Here is a 22177-nt window from a genome sequence, read left to right on the forward strand (position 1 = left end):
AATTGAAAAGTATTTATTCAAAATCAGAATATTATGACTGCAAAAGTAGAAATTTACACTTGGACTACTTGCCCATTTTGTATTCGTGCCAAAAACTTACTGAGAAATAAGGGAGTTGATTTCCTCGAATATACCATTGATGGAGATGAGGTAGCCAGAAGTAAAATGGCTGAAAAAGCAAATGGTAGACGTTCTGTACCTCAAATTTTTATCAATGATGAACACATTGGTGGTTGTGACGATATTTATGCTTTGGATCGTCAGGGTAAATTAGACCCACTACTAGCTTAATAGTGTCTAGTTAAAATATTCCGGTGACGGGAATTCTGGGGCGGATTTTGCCCCTCATCCAGCCTTGATTTTGGATTTTGGATTGATGACACGGATAAATCTGGGGGCTTGTACGATCACGAAATTATTGGTGAGGATTGATAGCAGTAAGCAGTAATCTCACTCAAAAAATCAACTAAACTTAATAACAATTACATTTCCAGGTATTGAGGTAAAGAGGGTGAAACTGGCTTTTATTATTGATCCTATCCATCAGCTTGACCCTGGTCATGATACTAGTGTTGCTCTTATGGAAGCTGCACAACAACTAGGACATGAAGTTTGGGTGACACAGACAAACCTGTTGAGTGTAGTGGAAGGAAAAGCTTGGGCTTTGCTTCAGCAGGTGGAACTTGTACCAGTGGAGTTGGTGGAGGGGCGTTGGATAGCGGCAAATCCTTGGTATAGCTTGAGAGAACGCTCTTTCACCCCCTTAGAAACTATGGATGCTGTCTTTATGCGGACAGATCCACCAGTTAATGATGCTTATTTATATGCAACTTACACTCTGGATTATATTGACCAAAATAAAACCTTGGTGATTAATAATCCCAATGGGATTAGAGCCGCAAATGAAAAAATGTATGCTCTCCAGTTTAGCCAATGTATTCCCGAAACAATTGTCAGTGCTGATAAACAGGTGATCCGCCAATTTGTAGAGGCCAAGGGTGCAACGGTTCTCAAACCACTGGGGAATAAAGCTGGGGAGGGGATTTTATTTTTGCAATCAGGCGATCGCAATTTTAACTCGATAGTCGAACTAAGTACCCTCCAAGGTCGAGTACCAGTGATGGTTCAAAACTATTTACCAGCTGCAAAAGAGGGAGATAAGCGAATTATCCTGCTCAATGGTGAACCTATAGGGGCGCTCAATCGTCTCTCCAGTGGTAGTGATTTTCGCAATAATATGGCTACAGGCGGTACTGTTGCTAAAACGGAGATTACACCCAGAGAGCAGGAAATTTGTGCTTTATTAGCAAACAAATTACGCGAAGACGGTTTAATTTTCGTTGGTATTGATGTTATTGGTGGCTACCTCACAGAAGTCAATGTCACCAGTCCTACAGGAATTCGGGAAATTGATCGCCTAGATGGTACTCACCTTGCTCATCAGGTCATTCAATGGCTAGAACAGCAGGTATAAGCACGAAACAGGTAACAGGAAAAGTTATTTTGATTCGGTAAAATTGGATAACTAAAAAAGTAATAGCAATAGCAGTCAGAGAGGTATGAGGAAGTTTAGCCATGACTCTAACCAAGCTAAATAAATATTTAGTTGGTATAATTGGTATAAGCTTTCTCATTTATTCCGCATTATTGAATAATAGATATATCTGTTGTTTCTAAGAGGATTTGACAATGAAAATAGATATAAAACCTACATTATATGAAACTGATTATCAACAATGGATAGAAACTACATTACAGCATTTACGTGAACAAAATTTTAATCAATTAGATTTAGAAAGTCTCATTGAAGAAATTGAAGCAATGGGTAAAAGTGATAAACGAGAATTACAAAATAGATTAATCATTTTATTAATGCATTTACTAAAATGGAAATATCAACCAGAAAATCAATCTAATAGTTGGCTATCTACTATTGATGAACAACGTCGTCAAATCTTATTTATTTTTGAAGATAGCCCTAGTTTAGAGAAAAATTATCTAGCTACAGTTTTTGATAAATGTTATGTAATGGCTCGAAAATCTGCAAGTAAGGAAACTAAATTACCTCTTGATGCTTTTCCTGAATCTTGCCCTTTATCTCAAGCTGAAATTTTCGATTTAGATTTTTATCCCTAATTGCTATTTCTAGGAGTATTTATACCATGTTAACTGTAAAAACCCTCTACGAAACTGACTTTAATCTCTGGTTAGAACAAACGGCTATTTTACTGAAAGAAGGCAAATTAGAACAATTAGATATTGAGAATTTACTTGAAGAAATTGAAGGGATGAGTCGCAAAGAAAAAGATGCTTTAGAAAGTAATCTAATTCGCGTATTACAACATTTACTCAAATGGAAATATCAATCAGAAAAACGCTCTCCTAGTTGGTCTTATACGATTATTGAACACTCTCGCAGATTAAACTAGGACTTACGCAAGTGTCACACCAAACATCTATTTTATGGTGCGTCAGATATCAAATATCTGTTTATTTGCAGGATTTATGAAGTTTGACGCACCCTACTAATATGCCAGTTGCGTAAGTCCTGTAAACAAAACCTTTAAAAATAGTCCTAGTCTCAAACGTCATTTTGATGCTGTATTTGATGAATGTTACCAAGAAGCTTGTAAAGCTGCTGCTGTTGAAACTCAACTCGCTTTAACTACTTTTCCTGAATTATGTCCTTTTACTAAATCGGATGTTTTGGATGTTAATGTTGATGATTATTTTATTTAATAACTGTTTCATACTAAACCTCCTCCCCGCAAGCATACTCTGGTGGGCAAGATGCCAACCCCACAATAACTAGACGAATAGATTATTGTTCACTGTTGTTGGAAAAACAGCATATTAGTAGGGTGCGTCAGACTTTATAAATCCAGCAAATGAACAGATTTTTAATAAATTTAGCTCTTCATTATCAGAAAGTCCTAAATACAAAAATAAACAGACAAAATATGGGGTCAGCACTTCAGTTGCCAACCCCTATTCTGGTGATAAACCCTAAAACTAAGAAATTGTATACAGCACAAAACCTAGAACTGAGACTGCAAACTTAATTTAAAATCTCAAATCTACAATCACTTAATTTTTAGGTGGTGTGCGTCGCCGTTGGAGAAAATCAGGAATATCTAATGCTGGTTTTTCCTTGGGTTCTGGAGTTGGATTTGGTTGATTAACAGTTGGTTGTGGTGTTGGTTTCCTGGTATTTGTAGGAGTTACAGGTCTAACATTTGCCACGGTTTGTTGTGGTGCGGTTTGGATTTCACCTGTAAAGCCAGTGGCAATCACGGTAATTCTGACTTCTCCTTGTAGTCGGTCATCAATTACTGCGCCAAAAATAATATTGGCATTGGGATCAACTACTTCATAAATTGTTTCTGCCGCAGCGTTTACTTCATGTAGGGTCAAGTCGCTACCACCAGTGATGTTGAAAACAACTCCTCTTGCGCCTTCAATCGAGCATTCTAATAATGGTGAAGAAATCGCGGCGATCGCCGCTTCTCTGGCTCTAGATTTGCCAGAACTCACACCAATTCCCATCAATGCTGATCCTGCATCTGCCATGACTGCACGTACATCAGCAAAGTCAACATTAACTAAACCAGGGATCGTAATGATATCAGAAATACCTTGCACCCCTTGACGCAGGACATCATCAGCGTAGCGAAATGCTTCTTGTACTGGTGTTTGTTCAGGAATCACTTCCAACAGCTTGTTATTGGGGATAATGATCAAGGTATCTACCCGACTCTTTAATCCTTCAATTCCTTGTTCAGCTTGGGTGGTGCGTCGTCGTCCTTCAAACACAAATGGCCGAGTAACTACACCCACAGTCAAAGCACCCATTTCTTTGGCCACTTCTGCCACAATTGGGGCTGCACCCGTACCAGTGCCACCTCCCATACCGGCGGTGATAAATACCAGGTCTGCACCTTCTAAAGCCGTAGCAATCTCATCGCGAGATTCTTCTGCTGCCTTTTGACCAATGGCAGGATTACCCCCTGCACCTAAACCCCTTGTCAGCTTCTGTCCGATTTGCAATCGACTGGGAGCGCCAGCTAAGGTAAGAGCTTGGGCATCGGTATTAATTGACCAAAACTCAACCCCAGAGACATCAGATTCAATCATGCGGTTAACAGCATTTCCGCCGCCACCACCGACACCAATCACTTTAATATTGGCGACTCGTCCAGGAACAATTTCACCAATGCGGCTGTTTTCAACCATCTTTTTACTATCATTACTTTGTCCGAAGTTCAGCCCAGAACTACCAAAGGGGTTGTTGGAATTAACTGCCAAAGATAACCCTGGCTGTCCCACGGTTTGGGAATTTTTATAGGTAAGCTCTTGGTTATTATCAAGTGTCATTGGATTTGTGAAAGGTAGATAAACGACTTTTTCGAGTTTTCTTTACTTAAGAGTCAACAATATTTTGACACTGGCACAATCTCTGGCACTGTTTTCTATTGTTCTCTTTGCTTCCTAATCCAACAGGATTGGATGTGAGATAATTAGCTATCGAATCAGTGTTAAACTTGGGCGATCGCGCAGAGCGCAGTGCCAGAGGCAATAATCGCATAACTAATTCTAGAAAAGTATACCTAGCATTGTCCGAATAACGGTCTATATAACTTGATCTAGACATTAATATTTTCAATGCTACGTTGCTGGTTTGTCCCCGTATGTCTTTGTTAAAGTTATGCTCAATATCCTCCCACTATTTCTACCGAAAATTCTCGTTAGTGATCAATTTTACAAATTTGCTTCTCCTTCTCTGGATTAGTTACTGCTTTTTTTTGTTTTTATTGTATAATTTGTGCCTTTCTATGACTTAAAATACTTAAAAAAGGCATTTTGTCTGATTTTAGAGTTGATTCTCATCCACAGATGAAAGTATTTCTTATACACCTTAGCAGAGTAAAAGCAACTCTACACTCTAAATTCTCAACAAACCAGAGTAGTTGTAAAGATACATGATGCTAAATTTTATCTGCGTTATTTTCAGATGGTTAGTAAATGTCACTATCACAGATGGTTGCACCTTATAGATCCAAATTTTGCCTTCTACTGTCTACTCTTTTAGCTTGAAGGCGGAAAAACTTAATGTTTGGCAATATCAATGTTTGTTTTAAAAGCGTGACTGCTTATCTGTAAAACTAACAAATATTTTTATCCGTAGAAAACTTGTTGATTTCCTCAAACAAGCAAGAGTTGACTAGGGATCTGGGGAGTTAATCCGCTTTATTTGATTCACTTGTACTAATGGAGAGTCAGGGTTTTTCAGATCAATATATGCTATCTGTCCAGGATTAAATTTTGCAGGTAAATGCCGCATTTGAACCAGTACCTTGATTTTTTGAGGTAGTTGGGCATTGGGTACACCAAGATGCACATTTCCTAGTTCGGTCTTCAATATTAAATTTGTGGGATCTTGACAATCAATTTCTATGACTTTCACAGAACTTTGACTGATAGCTTGATAAATTTGAGTCCAGTAAGGGCGGTATTGTTCTGGTGAACCCACAACTTTAAGACTGGGTAATTTACCAGTAGGATTTAGGGAAGTGTATTTTTCCAGGGGGATCAAAGCCCCGCTGGCATCTAGTAAAGCCACATCAGTCTGTTTTCTCTGAGAACTACTATTTTGCAGACATGGTGGTGTTGGTTTTGCAGCAGATTTATCTGAGGATTGGGGTTGAGTATTGCAGGTGGTTGTTTCTGATAACGGGAGGGTGTGAGTGATTGCCACTGGAAATCTTTCCTGGATTTCAATGACTAAACCAGGGGGAAACAAACGACGACTGACAGTTGCTTTTGCGATCGCAGGTTGTTGTTCCAATGTTTCGGCAATAGCAGAAGGTTCAATTCGCCACAAGGATTGGGGATAAGATAGCACCAGCAGCGACTGAATTGTCTGCTCAGATAACAATTGATGACCCGATGTCATGACTATTTGTGTAGGAGCTTTTAGCACCCACATTGGTTGGATAATCAGCCAGAGTAATCCACCTGCTAGACCACTCACGGCCAATGTTCGCCAAATAGTCTGGATAATTTTCATCTGCCGTTGCCGACGTAATTTTTTACGCCTCTGGGCTAAATCCTTGCGGGAAATTGAGACTATACCAGCCATTAAAACCCCTTTTATTTGGTCATTAGTCATTGGTCATTAACTATTATTCATCAGCAAAAGACAAAAGAAAGATAAATATTCTCCCTACTCCCCTACTCCCTTGGTTAAGACCCTAACACCTACCATTTCCAGAAATTATCACTATTAAGCGGATGATTATGGTTTTTGATCACAGATTATTTGTCGCCAACTTCTACAGGCAAATTTACTAGAAATGATTGTAATCGCATACGTTCAATATAAGGCCAACCCCCTTCAGACTCAATATTTTTGAGAAGTGAGTAAAGTCTTTGACGGTTATCTGGCAAACTATCTTGAAATATTCCATCACGAATCTCTCTATGTAACTTTTCTAACTGCCGCAACAAAGCTAACAGCGCCGTTACATCTCCTTGGCAAACTTCAGCGGCATCTTTGACGACATCTGTGATCACCTGTAACTTATCTGTCCGTTGCTCGAATTCAGAATTCTTATTATTGCTCATGCACATTTCTCCATATATACAGGCTAAACTCAAATTTACCTAAGATTAGCCAGAAAGTCTTTACAGCAAAAAGGTACTGATTCTGGAATAGGTGATTTATTTCCACCAACCTGTACTAGTGATCCAGTTTAGGCTGGTCGTTGGTAATTCTTCCCCACCATCCCAGTCATCTTCTATTGTTCCTCAAAAATTATTGCGATCGCTTCTAAAACCAAGCCATGACGTGCAAGACAAACCCCATTACAGCTAAATGGGATCAATAAGTTCTTGTTTCCAATCAGAGTGTTTTGATTTTGAGTTAAAAAAAATCGTATGATCTGGCTGATTTCCCAATTAAAAAATGGGCTTTACGTAGTGGTAGCACATACATACATAATACAAAATATCTTGGGCAACGCCGCTGTTGCCAACAGCAAAACCCCCTTGCTACTCCTCAAGATAATGCGCTCAATCTAAGTAAAGAAGCGGTTAGATTGACCGTTTTAGCCTGTGGACTGGATCGTGCCGACACTTCCAGGAAGAAGCAGGAAGAAAAAGCTGGCTTTTATTACCATTAGTTAGCTTTTTTATATCCGATTAGAACTCCTTGGCAGATCGTGGTGTAAGCCATACTCCTGTATTCTTTTTGTTGACAACTTTAGATATTAATTTTTGACATTGAGGTTGACCATGAGGTATCGCGCTTTAATCGTTGCATTCTTAGCTTTATGCTTAGGGCTAATCACTGCTTGTAGTGATGCACCCTCTACTAACAGCAGAGACTTACTTACTTACGAACAAATTCGAGGCACTGGTTTGGCTAACAAATGCCCTCAGTTGTCAGAAACAAGCCGTGGTTCTATTGCCCTAGATGGCACTCAGTCATACAGCATCAAGGAACTTTGCTTAGAACCTACCAATTACTTTGTCAAAGAAGAACCCGCTAACAAACGGCAAGAAGCAGAATTTGTAGCTGGCAGATTGTTGACAAGATATACTTCCACCATTGACCAGGTACAAGGCGACCTAAAAATCAACCCAGATAATAGTCTTACCTTTGTAGAAAAAGATGGTCTTGACTTTCAAGCTATCACTGTCAAACTTCCTGGTGGAGAACTAGTTCCTTTCCTCTTTACCATCAAAAACCTGGTTGCACAAACACAGCCTAATTTGACCAGTATCAACACCTCTACAGACTTTGAAGGCACTTTTAAGGTTCCTTCCTATCGTGGTGCTGCTTTCCTAGATCCCAAAGGTCGTGGTGTGGTTTCTGGTTATGATAATGCTGTGGCTTTGCCAGCCCAAGCGGATGATGAAGATTTGACTCGCACTAACGTTAAGCGTGCAGAAATCCTCAGTGGCAAAATTTCTTTACAAGTTGCCAAAATAGATAGCTCTACTGGAGAAATCGCTGGTACTTTCGTGAGTGAACAGCCTTCTGATACAGATTTAGGTGCAGGTGAACCTAAAGAAGTCAAAATTCGTGGTTTATTCTACGGTCGAGTAGAAGCTAATCGCGCCTAAATTTTGTTGATTAACACAATTTAACTCAATTGCCCTGCTGTTTTCAGGGGGCAGTTGGGTTTTTTTTATGGAATTCAGGAGGGTCGGGGGGGCAGGGGAGCAGGGGAGCAGGGGAGCAGGGGAGCAGGGGAGCAGGGGGGCAGGGGAGATGGGGGAAAAAATTAAAAACTAATGATTTTTATCGGGCTTTTTGTGAAATGGTATCAGGAAGAATAGATTATTCTCCCCTATCCCCCTCATCCCCCTCATCCCCCTCATCCCCCTCATCTCCTAAGTAATCCTCTGTGAATTATTCCGTGAATAGACAGTAGTTCAATGAAGCTTTTACAAATTCACTTGAAGTTGATGGCTTCAATGCGTACTATTACTGACAAATCGGTTTTATGATTCCAGAAAAATAATGAATATTATTACTCAATACCTATAAGTAAATCTCATATTGCGTTTGTTAAATTAAGTACGATCTCGGTTTGACATTGGGGACATAATTGTATATTTTGATTCTATGGTAGTAGTTGAATAAGTTACAACATACCAAAATCTAATTCAATAACAAAAAGACCAATTCCGTTAAAAATCGCACTAGATTTTCAACTCAGCCTAGAAAATCTTTTTCTAGTAGGTTTTTGCCTGCCATAGCGTTTGTGGATTATGCAAAAGGGTTGTTTATCAGTAAATAGTACGAAGCGGCTAGGTTTAAAAACGATTAATTCACTCAACTATTTGCTTAGTCCCCAATGTGCCATGCCTACTACAGCCACGAACGAACTGAAACATGAGATTTCCCAGTTATTGCGAGAGTATCAGCAATGTCCCTCAGAACGCCTCCGCAATCAATTAGTGAACTTAAATTTTGGACTAGTGAGAAAAGAGGCTCACTACTGGATTAATCAATGCCAAGAAAGCTACGACGATTTGATCCAGGTCGGCTGTTTGGGCTTGATTAGAGCCATTGAAAAATTTGAACTTTCTAAAGGAAATGCTTTTAGTTCTTACGCTATTCCTTATATTCGTGGGGAAATTCAACACTACCTCCGAGATAAAGGGGTGACTATGCGAATCCCCAGACGATGGTTGGCACTGCAACAGCAAGCAATAGGAATTTCCCGTTCTTTACGCGAAAAATATAACCGCCAACCTACTGATGCGGAATTAGCAGCAGCATTGGCAATTTCTGTGAGCGAATGGCAGGAAATTAAATTAGCGTGGGTGAATCGCTCCCCCTTGAGTCTTGATGTGCCGATACAAGACGGAGAAGAAGGTGCTACCTGTTTGGGTGAACTAGTTCCAGATCCTCATTACCGCAGTTTTCAATTGGCTCAGGAAGACCAAATTCGTCTACAACAAGCACTGGTACAGCTGGAAAATCGTACCCGCGAAGTTTTAGAGTGTGTATTTTTGCAAGATTTGACACAGAAGCAAGTTGCAGAACATTTAGGTATTAGTGTAGTTACTGTGTCTCGTAGAGTTAAAAAAGGACTGGATTTGTTGAAACACCTTATGGGTGTGGGAGAAGATTAACAGCACACAGGCTTAAACTGTGGTTTTGCTGGTCTGCCAATGTTAAAAATCAGCCTCGAAATGTCAAAATGTAGGTTATAAATAAAACAGTCTTCGCCTTGAATGATAATTTCCGGTGCGTAGATTTCCACAAGCAAACTTTCCTATAGCTTTCGAGAACAGCTAATGGGTATAAATACACGAATTACAGCTACGGCTATTTTAACGTTGGCGATCGCCGGATGTACTATTGGTGGAGAAACACCAGAAGCGACTAACACTCCTCCTGCTCCAACTCCCCAAGATACAGCCCAAAAATCACCAGCACCAGCACCTTTTCCCAGTCCTTTGGTATCTCCTCCAGTTAAAAACTCTATAGTGGCTAGAGGTACTGACTTAATTCCGTCTACAAATACAGATTTGCAACGGCAGATTATCCAACAAGGACGAAGCGATCCATTTGCAGAAATTGTTAAATCTCCCATCGGTCAAACAAATACACCGCTGACAATTCCCAACTCGCGGCCAGTTCCTACATTACCGCCTCTTCCCATTCCCCAAAGACCACAAACAGGACCAAAACTTGGTGCTGGACAATCACCAACAACTCCCAATGGAGTAGGTAAACCAGGTGGGACTCAGGGAAAAATTTCCAATGGAGCTAAACCTAAGCCTCCCATAGTTTCACCCTTGCCTAAAGTTTTACCTCAAACTCTTCCCAATTCAGCCATCAAACCTGTATTACCACCACAACCACAGCCTGAAACCGCAAGAGCAGTTTTAGTCAGTGGTATAGTTTTAATTGGTAGACAACCCCAGGCAATTATTAAAGTACCGGATGAACCAACAAGTCGCTATGTCCAAGCAGGACAACGATTAGGTAACGGTGTTTTAATTAAGCGGATTGAAATGAACGGTGGTTCTAATCCTATTGTCATTTTTGAACAATACGGGATTGAAGTAGCCAAAGCCGTAGGAGAAAAACCACCTGCTTCTGAGCCGTCAAAGACTGCTGCTGGTAGTTCGATTTCAATGGGTACACCACTGTGATGACTCAATTGATTGAGGACTGGGTTGACTGACTACGGCTTCCAAAAACTGACGATTCCTCAACCATCCCACTCCCTAATCAACCTGACGGTTGATGTTGGTCTGAGATGTTTTCTTGATCATTAATCTGAAAAATAGGTGATCTTCACCTTTTTTGACTGATTAAGATGGCCATATAAGGTTGCAAAAAAAACAAAAAATAAAATCTAATAACCGGATATTTCCGGTTTTATATTATTGATATGGAACAGATTCACAAAGAAATTGAATTTCCTAATTTGCCCTTAAGTGTATATCAGGAAATAGCAGCGCATTTGTGTCAAGTGGAAGGGGTAGAGGTGGATTTAATGCCCCAGACATCTTGTGAATTTGATTACAATCAAAGTCAAGTTGGTGGCTTATCTATTTCATGGACAGCAAATACCAACGAGGAAAGACTCAAGCAAATTTTAGCTTACTATCAAAAACGCTATAGCAGTTTTGATTGTGAATAAAAGAGGACTTACGCATAAGGAGTATACAAGAGTGAACTTTTTTCATTCACAGCAGCTGGTAAGCAAACTGTGTTGATTTCTTAAGACACCTGTAACAGATAACTTATACAGTGACCCATTAAAAAGTAAACTACTAGCATGGCTGCCGCAGCTACAGCCACTAATGTACCAGCTAACATTAGGGAAAATTCTTTGCTCTCGTAGGCTCTCTCCATCAGGTGTAGCGACCAGGCTACCAGCGCCACATCAAAAATTAAAATAGGAATCAACATATTTCTTAATATTTCTTAATACTAGTAAACTAATATTAACATTGTTTTGGGTAACTGTGTCTAACCTGGGAGAGATGTAATTGATATCTACATCTTTTATTAACAAGGGATTCGCACTGGAACAGATCGTTCCTGTAGATAAGTTTTAATTTGTGCCACGCTTAATTGTCCGTAATGTAATAGGGATGCCAGTAATGCGGCTTCTGCTTTGCCTGTGGTTAAGGCTTCGTGGATGTGTTCACAGTTTCCTGCACCACCAGAGGCTATCACAGGAACTTCGACTGATTGGGCGATCGCTCGTGTTAACTCTAGGTCATAACCAGCTTGAGTTCCATCTGCGTCCATACTTGTAATTAACAATTCTCCTGCTCCCCGTTTTGTTACTTCTTCTGCCCAATATAAGGCATCAATGCCAGTATTTTCTCTGCCTCCACGCACATACACATCCCAACCTGGGTTTTCAGGGTTGAGTCTGCGCCTAGCATCAATAGCAACTACAATACACTGATTTCCGAAGCGATCGCTGGCCTGATTAATTAAATCTGGATTGCGGACTGCCGCAGAATTAATACTAACCTTGTCAGCGCCGGCTCGTAACAAACCTTTAACATTTTCTAAGGATTGAATTCCTCCTCCCACAGTCAATGGAATGAAGACCTGTTCGGCAGTCCGGTAAACCACATCAATAATCGTGTCTCGGTCTTCATGAGTCGCTGTAATATCCAGAAACACTAACTCATCAGCACCAGCTTCGTTATAAACCTTGGCCAGTTCTACTGGATCACCTGCATCCTTGAGATCCACAAAGTTAATTCCTTTAACAACTCTTCCCGCCTTGACATCCAAGCAAGGTAAGATTCTTTTAGACAACATAAATTTTCACTCCTCGTATTTGCTCGGAATTTAAATTGTAAATGTAATTAGGTGATTGGTGATTGGTGATTGAGGAAGAATATCCATCTTCCTACTGACAACTGACAACTGATAACTAACAACTGACATTATGGCGATAATCTCCTCAAAAAAACAGCCTCCAGAACCCAACGGACAACCAAAGCAGCAGCGGGAGTCAGCCAAAGCACCTTCCCCAGCACCCCCCCAGGAAAATATACTGCAACCAGAAGCGGCTATTGATGAAGAAGGTAAGCAAGAAGAGAGTATTCGACCCCAACGATTTGCTGATTACATTGGGCAGAAAGATTTAAAGGATGTATTAGATATTGCTATTAAAGCCGCCAAGTCTAGGGGTGAGGTGATGGATCATCTGTTGTTGTATGGTCCTCCTGGTTTGGGTAAAACTACAATGGCGATGATTTTAGCCTCGGAAATGGGGGTTAATTACAAAATTACCAGCGCCCCAGCTTTGGAACGTCCCAGGGATATAGTTGGGTTATTGGTTAATCTCAAGCCGGGTGATGTGTTGTTTGTCGATGAAATACACCGACTTTCGCGGATGACTGAAGAAATTCTTTATCCGGCAATGGAAGATTATCGCTTGGATATTACTGTAGGTAAGGGTTCTAGTGCCAGAATTAGAAGTATACCGTTGTCCAAATTTACTTTGGTGGGAGCTACTACTCGTGTTGGTGCGTTAAGTTCACCTTTGCGCGATCGCTTTGGCTTAATTCAAAAACTGCGCTTTTATGAAGTGGATGAACTCAGTAAAATTGTTCTCCGCACTGCTGAATTATTACAAACTCCAGTTAATCTAGAAGGCGCTATCGAAATTGCCAAACGTTCACGGGGAACACCTCGTATCGCCAATAGGTTACTAAAAAGAGTCCGTGATTATGCGGAAGTTAAATCATTGACAGAGATTAATCAACCTATTGCAGCTGAAGCATTACAACTATTCCAAGTAGACCCATCTGGACTAGATTGGACAGATAGAAAAATGTTAAGTGTCATCATTGAAAACTTTAATGGTGGTCCAGTAGGATTAGAAACTTTAGCCGCAGCCACTGGGGAAGATACCCAAACCATTGAAGAAGTCTATGAACCTTATTTAATGCAAATTGGTTATTTAAGCCGCACTCCTCGCGGTAGGGTCGCAACAAAAATAGCTTATCAACACATGGGTTTTAAGCCACCTAATGAGCAGTTGTCATTGTTATAGCAGGTGACAGGTGACAGTAAGAAGGGAATAGGGAACAGAAGGAAAAAGGCAAAAGATCAATATTCTCCCCTGCTTCTTCTGACTCCTGACTCTTACTGTAAATTAAATGATCAGCTTATGGATAAATTTTATTTGTATGATCAAGACTTCTATGGTTGGACACAACAACAAGCTCAAGCTTTAGAACAACAGCAAGTTTTAGAATTAGACTGGCAGCATTTACAAGAAGAAATTCTCGCTTTGGGAAGACAGGAATATCGAGAATTGGTAAGTCGTTTGGGTGTATTAAGTGGTTATTTATTAAAATGGGAATATCAACCAGAAAATCGTTCTCGCAGTTGGGTTTTAACAATTAGAGAACAGCGTCGTGCTATTCACAGACATTTACGACAAAACCCCAGTTTAACATCTCGTATAGAAGAAGCCATGTTAGATGGTTTTGAAGCAGGAATTGATTTAGCTTTGCGGGAAACTAATTTACCATTAAGAACTTTTCCTACAAGTTGTCTCTATCTATTTGATGATATCATTACTGATAATTTCCTGTGTGATACTTCTCAAGACTGGGAAGGCTAATTTCATGGACAACGTAACTATTCAGCCGTTTTTTCATGGAGTTGGGGAGTAAAATCTCTATAATGTAATTTTTTGCTATAAAAAATGATACTTGGTTGCTAATTTTATATTATAATTTCCCAAGTTCAATTTGGGTGACGAATAGATATATGTTAACTGCCAACTCAATGAAATCACATCGTCTTGATAATGGGATGAAAGTTTTTTGTCTCCAACCCGACGAAGTACAATTAACTTATCAGGAAGTGCAGAATTATTTAAAATATGGCATTGCGTTAAAAGCAGGTGATACAGTTTTTGATATTGGAGCGAATATTGGATTATTTACAATTTGGTTATCAGCTAAATTCAATGATAAAATTAATATTTATAGCTTTGAACCCATTCCTGATATTTATGAAGTATTAAATGCTAATGTGCAGAGTATCAAGGAGAATTCTAATTATCAAAATGTGAAAGTTTTTAATTGTGGATTAGCTGAAAATTCTGGTCATTTTACATTTACCTATTATCCAAAAATGTCAGTGGGTTCTACAGCATACCCGATCAATCAAGAAGAAATAGAAAAATGGCAGAATTTGAGTATAGCAAATCTGCGAAATTTCCCACCACCTATTTGTTATTTGAGAAATTTACCATCTTTTTTAGTTGAGATGATGATTAAATACAAGTTAAATAAGGGTTTTCAAGGTAAACAGGTGAGTTGTCAAATCAAAACTGTCTCTCAAATTATTCAAGAATCGCAAATTGAAAAAATTGATTTACTCAAAGTAGATGTAGAAAAAAGTGAATTAGATGTATTATCAGGGATTAATAAAGAAGATTGGGTCAAGATTAAACAAGTATTTGTAGAAGTTCATGATATAGATGATAGAGTAAATACTATTAGAGATTTATTGACAGAACAAGGATTTGAAAATATTCAGTTTGAACAAGAAGCCATATTGAATGGTTCGGATATTTTTAGTTTATATGCTTGGAGATAAAAGTAATTATGTTCATTTTTTATCATTTTAGAATCACAGGGAAAATCTTCCCTGTTAGTTGTTGTTTGCTATATAGCGTTTCCCAGTCTAATGAAGTACACACCAATTTATTCTCTGTTCCCTGTTAAGAGTTCCCTAAAACTAAAAAACTTTGTACCTCACGAGTATGGGAACTGCTATATCATTAATTCTGTTGCACATAAATGAGCCTTAAATGATTAAGATAATTGGTATTTTCTTGAGTCTATTACTGATGTTTGGCTTTTGTACACCAGTAATGGCACAATCCCAACCAATTACCACCCAAGAGTTACAACTAGGGGATGAATTGGCAAATAAGGCGTTTGCAGCCACTAATAAAGGTGATTTTGTCACAGCAGAACGCTATTGGACAGAGATTATTGAAAAATTTCCTACTAATGCAGGTGCTTGGAGTAATCGCGGTAATTCTCGCGTTAGTCAAAATAATTTGGAAGCAGCACTGACGGATTATAACAAAGCGATTGAGTTAGCACCAAATGTTACAGATCCCTATTTAAATCGGGGAACAGCGTTGGAAGGTTTGGGAAGATGGGAAGATGCTATCGCAGATTATAATCATGTACTGGAACTAGATCCCAATGATGCCATGGCGTACAACAATCGAGGTAACGCCAAAACAGGTGTAGGAAGATGGGAAGATGCGATCGCAGATTACCAAAAAGCTACAGCAATCGCTCCTAATTTTGCCTTTGCACGTGCTAATTATGCCTTAGCACTCTATCAAACTGGTCAAACAGATAAAGCGATCCGAGAAATGCGAAATATTGTTCGTAAATATCCTAAGTTTGCTGATATGCGTGCTGCCTTAACCGCTGCTTACTGGGTAGGAGGACAAAAAGGTGAAGCTGAAAGCAACTGGGTAGCAGCTTACGGACTTGATACACGCTATAAAGATATGGATTGGGTAACAAATATCCGTCGGTGGCCACCCAGTATGGTAGCAGCCTTAGACAAGTTTTTAAAACTACAGTAGGGCTTGCTGATAGCGTATCAGCCTGGAGAATATCAACAAATCCCCCATTTTACCCCCAAGTTTGGGGGTCACGGGGGCAGAGTATTTAGGGGGAAAAATAGGCTGAAACAAAAACACTCAAAATTTAATTCATAATTTAACTAAATCCTTTCAATTTCCACAAACCTAAACTGAAAGCCATTGTCCTGGGAATACTCTTCTTTCGTGACCGTGCCAAAATTAGTAAACTCAGGAAAATATACATCTCCCTCAAAATTACCTTCTACAATTGTTAAATACAGCTTATTAGCAAATGTAATTGCCTCTGCAAAAATTTCTCCACCACCAGCAATAAATATTTCCTCCGTTTCACTCATTTTAGCCCATGTAACGGCCTCGGATAGAGAAGGAAAAACAAGACAACCGGGAGCTTTATAATCAGAATTTCTAGTAACGATTATATTTGTACGATTTGGCAAAGGATGATTAAAAGCTGCATAGCTTTTACGACCCAAAATTACAGGATGTCTCCAAGTTTTGTTCTGAAAATGTTGTAAATCGCTGGGAATATCCCAAGGAATACCCACACGAATATGTTCTTTTTTTGAATCAGCTAAAATCCGATTTTCGGAAATAGCAGCAATAAGACTAATAAGAGCCATAATTAACAATCTCCTGATTCTGAAATAGGTGATTATTCTTACTATTTTAACGTTTTTGAGACTAAAATATAATTCTTGAAAAATAGGTTCTAAATCGTAGAGTGCGTTAAGCATTGCTATAACGCACTGAAAATACCATTCTCTACGGTTAATCCTCACTCTCTTAGGACTTACACAAATATCACAATCAAATCACTTGTAGGCTGTGTCAGATGTTGCAAATGCGAATATAAATACTCAACTCACTAGTTTTACGATTCTGATTTAGGAATTGTTTTAATTGTTAATTCCTGCACATTATTAAACACTATTTTTGCACCTGCATTCATCAAAGTTTCAGTATAAGCAATCCTTCTTGCTGCTGTTTCCTGGACGTGAGGTGGTAAAACTCCCACTCCTAACCAAGTCCGAGAATCATCTAAAGCCTTTGCTTTTTCTACGGTGTGCATATCTGCTACCGTATCTCCCACATACACTACCGTTTGTTTTTTATCACTGCCATTTTCTAACAAATTGATAGTAGCAAAAAGTCCCGTAGGGTCTGGTTTACCTGGTGCGTCTTCCATGGCAATTAATATCGGAGACTGTAAACCCAAGCGTTTTTCTAAGACATAGTTAGCAGAACCCCGTGTAGCACCACTGAAAAAACCCCAAGCAATTCCAGATTGGGTGAGTTCTTGAAAATAACTAGGCTGTGCTAATAAAGGTTCGTTACAAATATAGCCATTCCAATTTTCTGAATCTGTACCTCGGTAACGAGTTTGAAAATAGGTGACAATATCTTGATAATTGAATTGTAGTTCGGTGCGGGTTTTGCCTTGGCTGACAAAATGGCGGTAAATTAATTCTTGGGAAGCTTCCCAATCGTTATTCCAAATTCCTTCTGATTTGAGGTTGTCGATGTCTGTTGGTGTGGGACGATAAGCTTGGGCGGTAAAATGTTCTACGGTGTCTGATATGGCGCGACGATAGGAACCGCTAACGTCACGAATTACGCCATCTATATCGAAAATGATGATTGTATTTGCTTTTTTGGTCATGGTAATGGGAATTTAATGTTTTTAGGATTTTAATTGATTAGGTGACAGGTAACAGGTGATAGGGTTGAGGTTTAATTAACAGTAGCCAAAAAGCTAACAATTAATAACTATTAATTACTTATGCTTGCCGTCAAAATCATACTATTATGTCAGACACTACGGTTTTTACTCCAGATTACTACCGAGTTTTTGAGTGCCGGGATGGAAAGTGGTTTATAAAAGTTGGTAAGCTGTTCTACTCGAAACTGCCTTTTGCTGTTGATTTTAATGATTTTGAGCTTTTATATGGAATCACTAAGCGGCAAATAATTATTGAATTATTCCGAGCAGGTGGTGGTAAAGCTGGTTACTATCTCGCTAATTTGCAAGGCAAACAATTTTACTACTGTGGAATAGAAGCAGAAAATGTCAAATTTCGATTGCGAGAATTGGGAATTGGCAGAGATGATCCAATGGCGTAGTTGTGGTTGCATTCCTGAAAATTTTTCAGAAACAAACCCATTATATTATTAAGTTATCAAGGGTATTTATCTGGCTTAAATCCCTAATAGGGATTAGTTGAAATTGCAATCAAGAAATGTAAATATTAATGCTTGTGGATTTGGGTTTCAATCCCTAATAGGGATTAGGAGAAATTGCAATTACTACTCCAACAAATCAAGCAATTAGCCCAGGAAAAAGGCGTGTTTCAATCCCTAATAGGGATTAGGAGAAATTGCAATGAGTTATTCCCCGTGGTTGATTATGAGAGGGTCAGTTTCAATCCCTAATAGGGATTAGGAGAAATTGCAATTATACGGGGCAAAATTCCGGTCTCTTGGTAAACTCGCCTGTTTCAATCCCTAATAGGGATTAGGAGAAATTGCAATTTCAGTATCACCAAGTTCACCACCTCTTGTAATTTTTTCCGTTTCAATCCCTAATAGGGATTAGGAGAAATTGCAATAATTAGGAGCAATGGAGGCTGTTCAACAGGCTCTAAGCGTTTCAATCCCTAATAGGGATTAGGAGAAATTGCAATATGCAGCCGCACCACCAGCTAAGTTGCCTACGGTATTGTTTCAATCCCTAATAGGGATTAGGAGAAATTGCAATAAAGCAACGTACTCAAGATTTCTCTCTTGTTGCGTTTCAATCCCTAATAGGGATTAGGAGAAATTGCAATTTGAAGCCAGCACCCCTGAAGAAGCTTTAGAAAAAGCAAAGTTTCAATCCCTAATAGGGATTAGGAGAAATTGCAATCAGTATCATCATATTGGACTATTTGAGTATTTGACCGTTTCAATCCCTAATAGGGATTAGGAGAAATTGCAATACTTGCATTATGGGGAAGTTCTACCCGGCTTCATTGTTTCAATCCCTAATAGGGATTAGGAGAAATTGCAATATTTTTGGCAGGTTTTGAAGGATGAAGAAATATATTTTATGGTTTCAATCCCTAATAGGGATTAGGAGAAATTGCAATTTGCTAGGGAAACTCAGCCAACTGGCAGGTGTACCCATCAAGGTTTCAATCCCTAATAGGGATTAGGAGAAATTGCAATTCTGCAAGATTTACGGACAGCTTAAGGCAGACTCAGTTTCAATCCCTAATAGGGATTAGGAGAAATTGCAATGATCACCGATCGCTGAAAATCCGAGGTAAAACTTATCATGTTTCAATCCCTAATAGGGATTAGGAGAAATTGCAATAGCGGGAGGCTGGAAGCCTATATATATGTAGTTTTCAAGGTTCGATTGCGCGGATGGTATCATGATAGTCCATTTCAGAAATTGTGTCAAGAGGGAAAATAGCTGAAACCCTTGCTGTGTAAGGTGCGCGGGTGTCTTGATGCGGCGAATCCTTGAAAGTCTTACCAGAAGGAGATTTCCGGCATTTTTGCAGCAACTGGTTTTTTTACACCCACCCTGCCGCGCAAAAATTCCAAAATATCTGTCACCTGTCACCTGTCACCTGATATTTAATCTCATTAGTCAATTGGGCAGATATTAAGTTACAATAAGGGGTCGCAAACTTATTAAGTCATAGCCGGATTTGTCCCGGAGGTACGATTGACGAAATTTATCTTAAAAATTCTCTGGTTAGATGAGAACGTGGCCTTAGCAGTCGATCAAGTTGTCGGTAAAGGCACAAGTCCCTTAACTAAATACTTCTTCTGGCCTCGTAATGATGCTTGGGAAGAACTCAAAAAAGAGTTAGAATCCAAACATTGGATTACTGATGTTGATCGCGTTGAGTTGCTGAATAAGGCAACGGAAGTGATTAACTATTGGCAAGAAGAAGGCAGAAATCGCCCGATGGCAGAAGCGCAGTTGAAGTTTCCTGAAGTGGCCTTCACAGGTAGCGCCTGATTGTTTTAGTGTGGTGATTGGGTAATTGGTGATTGGTAAGTGGTAATTTTTAATTACTACCCAATTTCCAATTATCCCACAGTTTGATGGTTTTGTCTCTGCTACCACTGACAATTAGTTGTGAATTTGGACTAAGGGCAATTGTAGATACTGAGTCAGTATGATCAGAGAGGGTTGTGATTTCTGATTTTGTACTGATATGCCAAAGTTTGATTGTTTTATCCCAACTACAACTAATTAGGGTTTGACTATCGGCTGTAAAAGCTAATCCTGCTACTGACCAGGAATGCCCTAAGAGTGTGCTAATTAATTCACCAGTTTTAATATTCCACAGTTTAATGGTGTTATCATCGCTACCGGTTGCTAAAATCTGTCCGTTGGGACTAAAGGCGACTGCTAACACTGTTCTTGTATGATCTACAAGGGTTGTTAAAAGTTGATACGGGTAGTTTGGTGATTTTTGGTCTGGTTGTAATTTCCATAGACGCACTGTGCGATCGCTACTGGCACTAGCTAATATATCATTTTGGGAACTGAAGGCGATCGCATTGATTTGTAATTGATGTCCTGTCAGTGTACAAATTTCTGCACCTGTATTTACATCCCAAATTTTAATAGTTTTATCCCAGCTTCCACTGGCAAGAATATTACCTGTATGGTTAAAAGCTACTGATTTTACAGCGTGTAAATGTCCATTTAATGTGGTAATTTCTTGCCATGTATTGACATTCCATAATTTGATTTTTTTATCATCACTTGCTGTTGCTAAAATTTCTCCATTGGGGCTAAAGGCTACTGATTGTATGGATTTTGTATGTCCTGGCAAGTTAGCTAATAATTTTTGAGTTTTTATATCCCAAATTTTAATGTTTTTACTATCATCACCGCTGGCTAAAATCTGGCTATCTGGTGTAAATGCTAAGGTATGAATTTGGCTATCAAGATTATGTTTAATGGTGATATTTTTTGCAACGCTGATGGACGCAGATAAACGCGGATGATGATTTTTTATTCCTAGTTGGGTGATAATTTCTGATGTTGATTGCCAGCGTTCTTGTAAATTGGGGTTGATTAATTTGTTTAAGGTTTGGGCTAGATGTTCGCTGACTGGTGTAGTTAAATAATCTCGCCAAATCCAGGTATTATTGGCAATATCAAATAAATCAAAGGGGGGAATTTGTGTGAGGAGATAAATACAAGTGACTCCCAAACTATAAAGGTCACTGGCAAAGGTTGGTTTTCCTTGTATTTGTTCTGGGGCGCTATATTCAGGACTAACAATTATTTGTTGTTCTCTGATATTGTTGGGTGTGGTGAATATTTGAGCAGAGGCAAAATTAACTAAGAATAAGTTATCATTTTTTTGCTTGTTAAATGATTCTTTAATAATTAGATTTTCTGGTTTGATATGACAATGAATAATTTGCTGTTTATGAATAAAGTTAATAACTGGCAATAAGGTTTTTAATATATGCCAAATTTGTGTTTCTTGAAAAACACCTTCTTTGGCTAAAACGGCTTTTAAGTTGTCACCTGGAATAAATTCATAAACTAAATAATAATCTTCTGCTGTGAAAAAATCTAAAATCTTAGGAATTTGTGGATGACTGTTTAATGTTTTGAATTTTTCAATTTTGTTGATAAATGCAGTGGTGATTTGTTGATTTTGAGGAAATTTATGAACAATACAAGAAATTGGAGGAAACTGACTTTCATCAATAGCGAGAAAAGTCTTATAGTTTCCCCCATCACTAATTAACTTAATTAACCGATAGCGTTCTTGGATTAACAAAATTCCCCTCAAAATCAATTTTATTTTACTGGTGTAAGAGGATGTTTGAAAACTTTTCCTTGTGGTATCTAATACCTATAGATCCCCCTAAATCCCCCTTAAAAAGGGGGACTTTGATTGATTTATCCCCTTATCAAGGAGGAAGGATCTGAGATTGTTTGATACACCATGAGGGACTTTTCAAACGTCCTCTAAGAATCATCTGCTTATTCTTTA

General features: G+C 38.9%; 22 protein-coding genes, 1 pseudogene and 1 CRISPR repeat array. Of the genes and pseudogenes, 15 read left to right on the plus strand and 8 right to left on the minus strand.

Going from position 1 to position 22177, the window contains the following annotated elements; translation table 11 throughout:
• Positions 1-33 precede the first annotated feature (33 nt).
• From grxC to ACLLO5_RS10655, 5 genes and pseudogenes are all read left to right on the plus strand, one after another.
• Positions 34-291 (plus strand): glutaredoxin 3, encoded by a 258-nt coding sequence (gene grxC / locus ACLLO5_RS10635; protein ID WP_413175409.1) that lies wholly within the window; start codon positions 34-36, stop codon positions 289-291.
• 220 nt (positions 292-511) lie between these two features.
• Entirely contained in the window at positions 512-1474 is a 963-nt protein-coding gene (gene gshB / locus ACLLO5_RS10640; protein ID WP_413175410.1) for a glutathione synthase, read from the plus strand.
• A gap of 215 nt (positions 1475-1689) precedes the next feature.
• The gene (locus tag ACLLO5_RS10645) at positions 1690-2136 is read left to right on the plus strand and encodes a DUF29 domain-containing protein (RefSeq protein WP_413175411.1); all 447 of its coding nucleotides are present in this window, start codon (positions 1690-1692) and stop codon (positions 2134-2136) included.
• Between the two features lie 26 nt (positions 2137-2162).
• Positions 2163-2429, plus strand: a complete 267-nt coding sequence (locus ACLLO5_RS10650) for a DUF29 domain-containing protein (RefSeq protein WP_413175412.1) — start codon at positions 2163-2165, stop codon at positions 2427-2429.
• A gap of 133 nt (positions 2430-2562) precedes the next feature.
• Positions 2563-2739 (plus strand): annotated as a pseudogene (locus ACLLO5_RS10655) (DUF29 family protein); the annotation flags it as partial.
• Positions 2740-3087: 348 nt separating this feature from the next.
• On the opposite strand, the gene ftsZ reads toward ACLLO5_RS10655, so the two are convergent.
• From ftsZ to ACLLO5_RS10670, 3 genes are all read right to left on the minus strand, one after another.
• A complete protein-coding gene (gene ftsZ / locus ACLLO5_RS10660) occupies positions 3088-4374 on the minus strand; it encodes a cell division protein FtsZ (protein WP_413175413.1) in 1287 nt (428 codons plus the stop codon).
• 847 nt (positions 4375-5221) lie between these two features.
• The gene (locus ACLLO5_RS10665; protein ID WP_413176061.1) at positions 5222-6139 is read right to left on the minus strand and encodes a cell division protein FtsQ/DivIB; all 918 of its coding nucleotides are present in this window, start codon (positions 6137-6139) and stop codon (positions 5222-5224) included.
• Between the two features lie 176 nt (positions 6140-6315).
• Entirely contained in the window at positions 6316-6624 is a 309-nt protein-coding gene (locus ACLLO5_RS10670) for a hypothetical protein (protein WP_413175414.1), read from the minus strand.
• A 669-nt stretch (positions 6625-7293) separates the two neighbouring features.
• On the opposite strand from ACLLO5_RS10670, the gene ACLLO5_RS10675 reads away from it, so the two are divergent.
• The 4 genes from ACLLO5_RS10675 (at position 7294) to ACLLO5_RS10690 (ending at position 11171) form a co-directional block, all read left to right on the plus strand.
• Complete coding sequence (locus ACLLO5_RS10675; protein ID WP_413175415.1) at positions 7294-8127, plus strand: photosystem II manganese-stabilizing polypeptide; 834 nt, start codon at positions 7294-7296, stop codon at positions 8125-8127.
• A gap of 744 nt (positions 8128-8871) precedes the next feature.
• Entirely contained in the window at positions 8872-9648 is a 777-nt protein-coding gene (locus tag ACLLO5_RS10680; RefSeq protein WP_413176062.1) for an RNA polymerase sigma factor SigF, read from the plus strand.
• A gap of 165 nt (positions 9649-9813) precedes the next feature.
• Positions 9814-10677 (plus strand): hypothetical protein, encoded by an 864-nt coding sequence (locus tag ACLLO5_RS10685; RefSeq protein ID WP_413175416.1) that lies wholly within the window; start codon positions 9814-9816, stop codon positions 10675-10677.
• A gap of 242 nt (positions 10678-10919) precedes the next feature.
• The gene (locus ACLLO5_RS10690; RefSeq protein ID WP_413175417.1) at positions 10920-11171 is read left to right on the plus strand and encodes a hypothetical protein; all 252 of its coding nucleotides are present in this window, start codon (positions 10920-10922) and stop codon (positions 11169-11171) included.
• A gap of 80 nt (positions 11172-11251) precedes the next feature.
• On the opposite strand, the gene ACLLO5_RS10695 is transcribed toward ACLLO5_RS10690, so the two are convergent.
• On the minus strand, positions 11252-11443 hold the full coding sequence (locus ACLLO5_RS10695; protein WP_347605571.1) for a hypothetical protein: 192 nt from the start codon (positions 11441-11443) through the stop codon (positions 11252-11254).
• A 99-nt stretch (positions 11444-11542) separates the two neighbouring features.
• Entirely contained in the window at positions 11543-12316 is a 774-nt protein-coding gene (gene hisF / locus ACLLO5_RS10700) for an imidazole glycerol phosphate synthase subunit HisF (RefSeq protein WP_413175418.1), read from the minus strand.
• Between the two features lie 130 nt (positions 12317-12446).
• Between hisF and ruvB the strand changes: the two genes are divergently transcribed.
• The 4 genes from ruvB (at position 12447) to ACLLO5_RS10720 (ending at position 16136) form a co-directional block, all read left to right on the plus strand.
• Positions 12447-13559, plus strand: coding sequence for a Holliday junction branch migration DNA helicase RuvB (gene ruvB, locus ACLLO5_RS10705; protein ID WP_413175419.1), 1113 nt, complete (start codon positions 12447-12449; stop codon positions 13557-13559).
• A 117-nt stretch (positions 13560-13676) separates the two neighbouring features.
• On the plus strand, positions 13677-14135 hold the full coding sequence (locus ACLLO5_RS10710; protein WP_413175420.1) for a DUF29 domain-containing protein: 459 nt from the start codon (positions 13677-13679) through the stop codon (positions 14133-14135).
• 149 nt (positions 14136-14284) lie between these two features.
• A complete protein-coding gene (locus ACLLO5_RS10715) occupies positions 14285-15121 on the plus strand; it encodes an FkbM family methyltransferase (protein ID WP_413175421.1) in 837 nt (278 codons plus the stop codon).
• 214 nt (positions 15122-15335) lie between these two features.
• Positions 15336-16136 (plus strand): tetratricopeptide repeat protein, encoded by an 801-nt coding sequence (locus ACLLO5_RS10720; protein ID WP_413175422.1) that lies wholly within the window; start codon positions 15336-15338, stop codon positions 16134-16136.
• A gap of 140 nt (positions 16137-16276) precedes the next feature.
• On the opposite strand, the gene ACLLO5_RS10725 is transcribed toward ACLLO5_RS10720, so the two are convergent.
• A complete protein-coding gene (locus ACLLO5_RS10725; protein WP_413175423.1) occupies positions 16277-16777 on the minus strand; it encodes a dihydrofolate reductase in 501 nt (166 codons plus the stop codon).
• A 251-nt stretch (positions 16778-17028) separates the two neighbouring features.
• On the minus strand, positions 17029-17817 hold the full coding sequence (locus ACLLO5_RS10730) for a TIGR01548 family HAD-type hydrolase (protein WP_413175424.1): 789 nt from the start codon (positions 17815-17817) through the stop codon (positions 17029-17031).
• Positions 17818-17963: 146 nt separating this feature from the next.
• Between ACLLO5_RS10730 and ACLLO5_RS10735 the strand changes: the two genes are divergently transcribed.
• Both ACLLO5_RS10735 and ACLLO5_RS10740 read left to right on the plus strand, forming a co-directional pair.
• Positions 17964-18278: a hypothetical protein gene (locus ACLLO5_RS10735; RefSeq protein WP_413175425.1), complete on the plus strand. Its 315-nt coding sequence runs from the start codon at positions 17964-17966 to the stop codon at positions 18276-18278.
• Between the two features lie 73 nt (positions 18279-18351).
• A CRISPR array of direct repeats spans positions 18352-19509; the repeat unit is 37 nt; unit sequence GTTTCAATCCCTAATAGGGATTAGGAGAAATTGCAAT.
• Between the two features lie 333 nt (positions 19510-19842).
• Complete coding sequence (locus ACLLO5_RS10740; RefSeq protein ID WP_266889408.1) at positions 19843-20169, plus strand: 30S ribosomal protein PSRP-3; 327 nt, start codon at positions 19843-19845, stop codon at positions 20167-20169.
• Between the two features lie 49 nt (positions 20170-20218).
• Here ACLLO5_RS10740 and ACLLO5_RS10745 read toward each other — a convergent pair whose 3' ends face one another.
• Positions 20219-21961 carry a protein kinase domain-containing protein gene (locus ACLLO5_RS10745; RefSeq protein ID WP_413175426.1) on the minus strand — a complete coding sequence of 581 codons (1743 nt, stop codon included), beginning with the start codon at positions 21959-21961 and terminating at the stop codon, positions 20219-20221.
• Between the last annotated feature and the right edge of the window lie 216 nt (positions 21962-22177).

This window comes from Anabaena azotica SJ-1 (assembly GCF_047275885.1).
In the GTDB taxonomy this organism is placed as follows: domain Bacteria; phylum Cyanobacteriota; class Cyanobacteriia; order Cyanobacteriales; family Nostocaceae; genus Trichormus_B; species Trichormus_B azotica_A.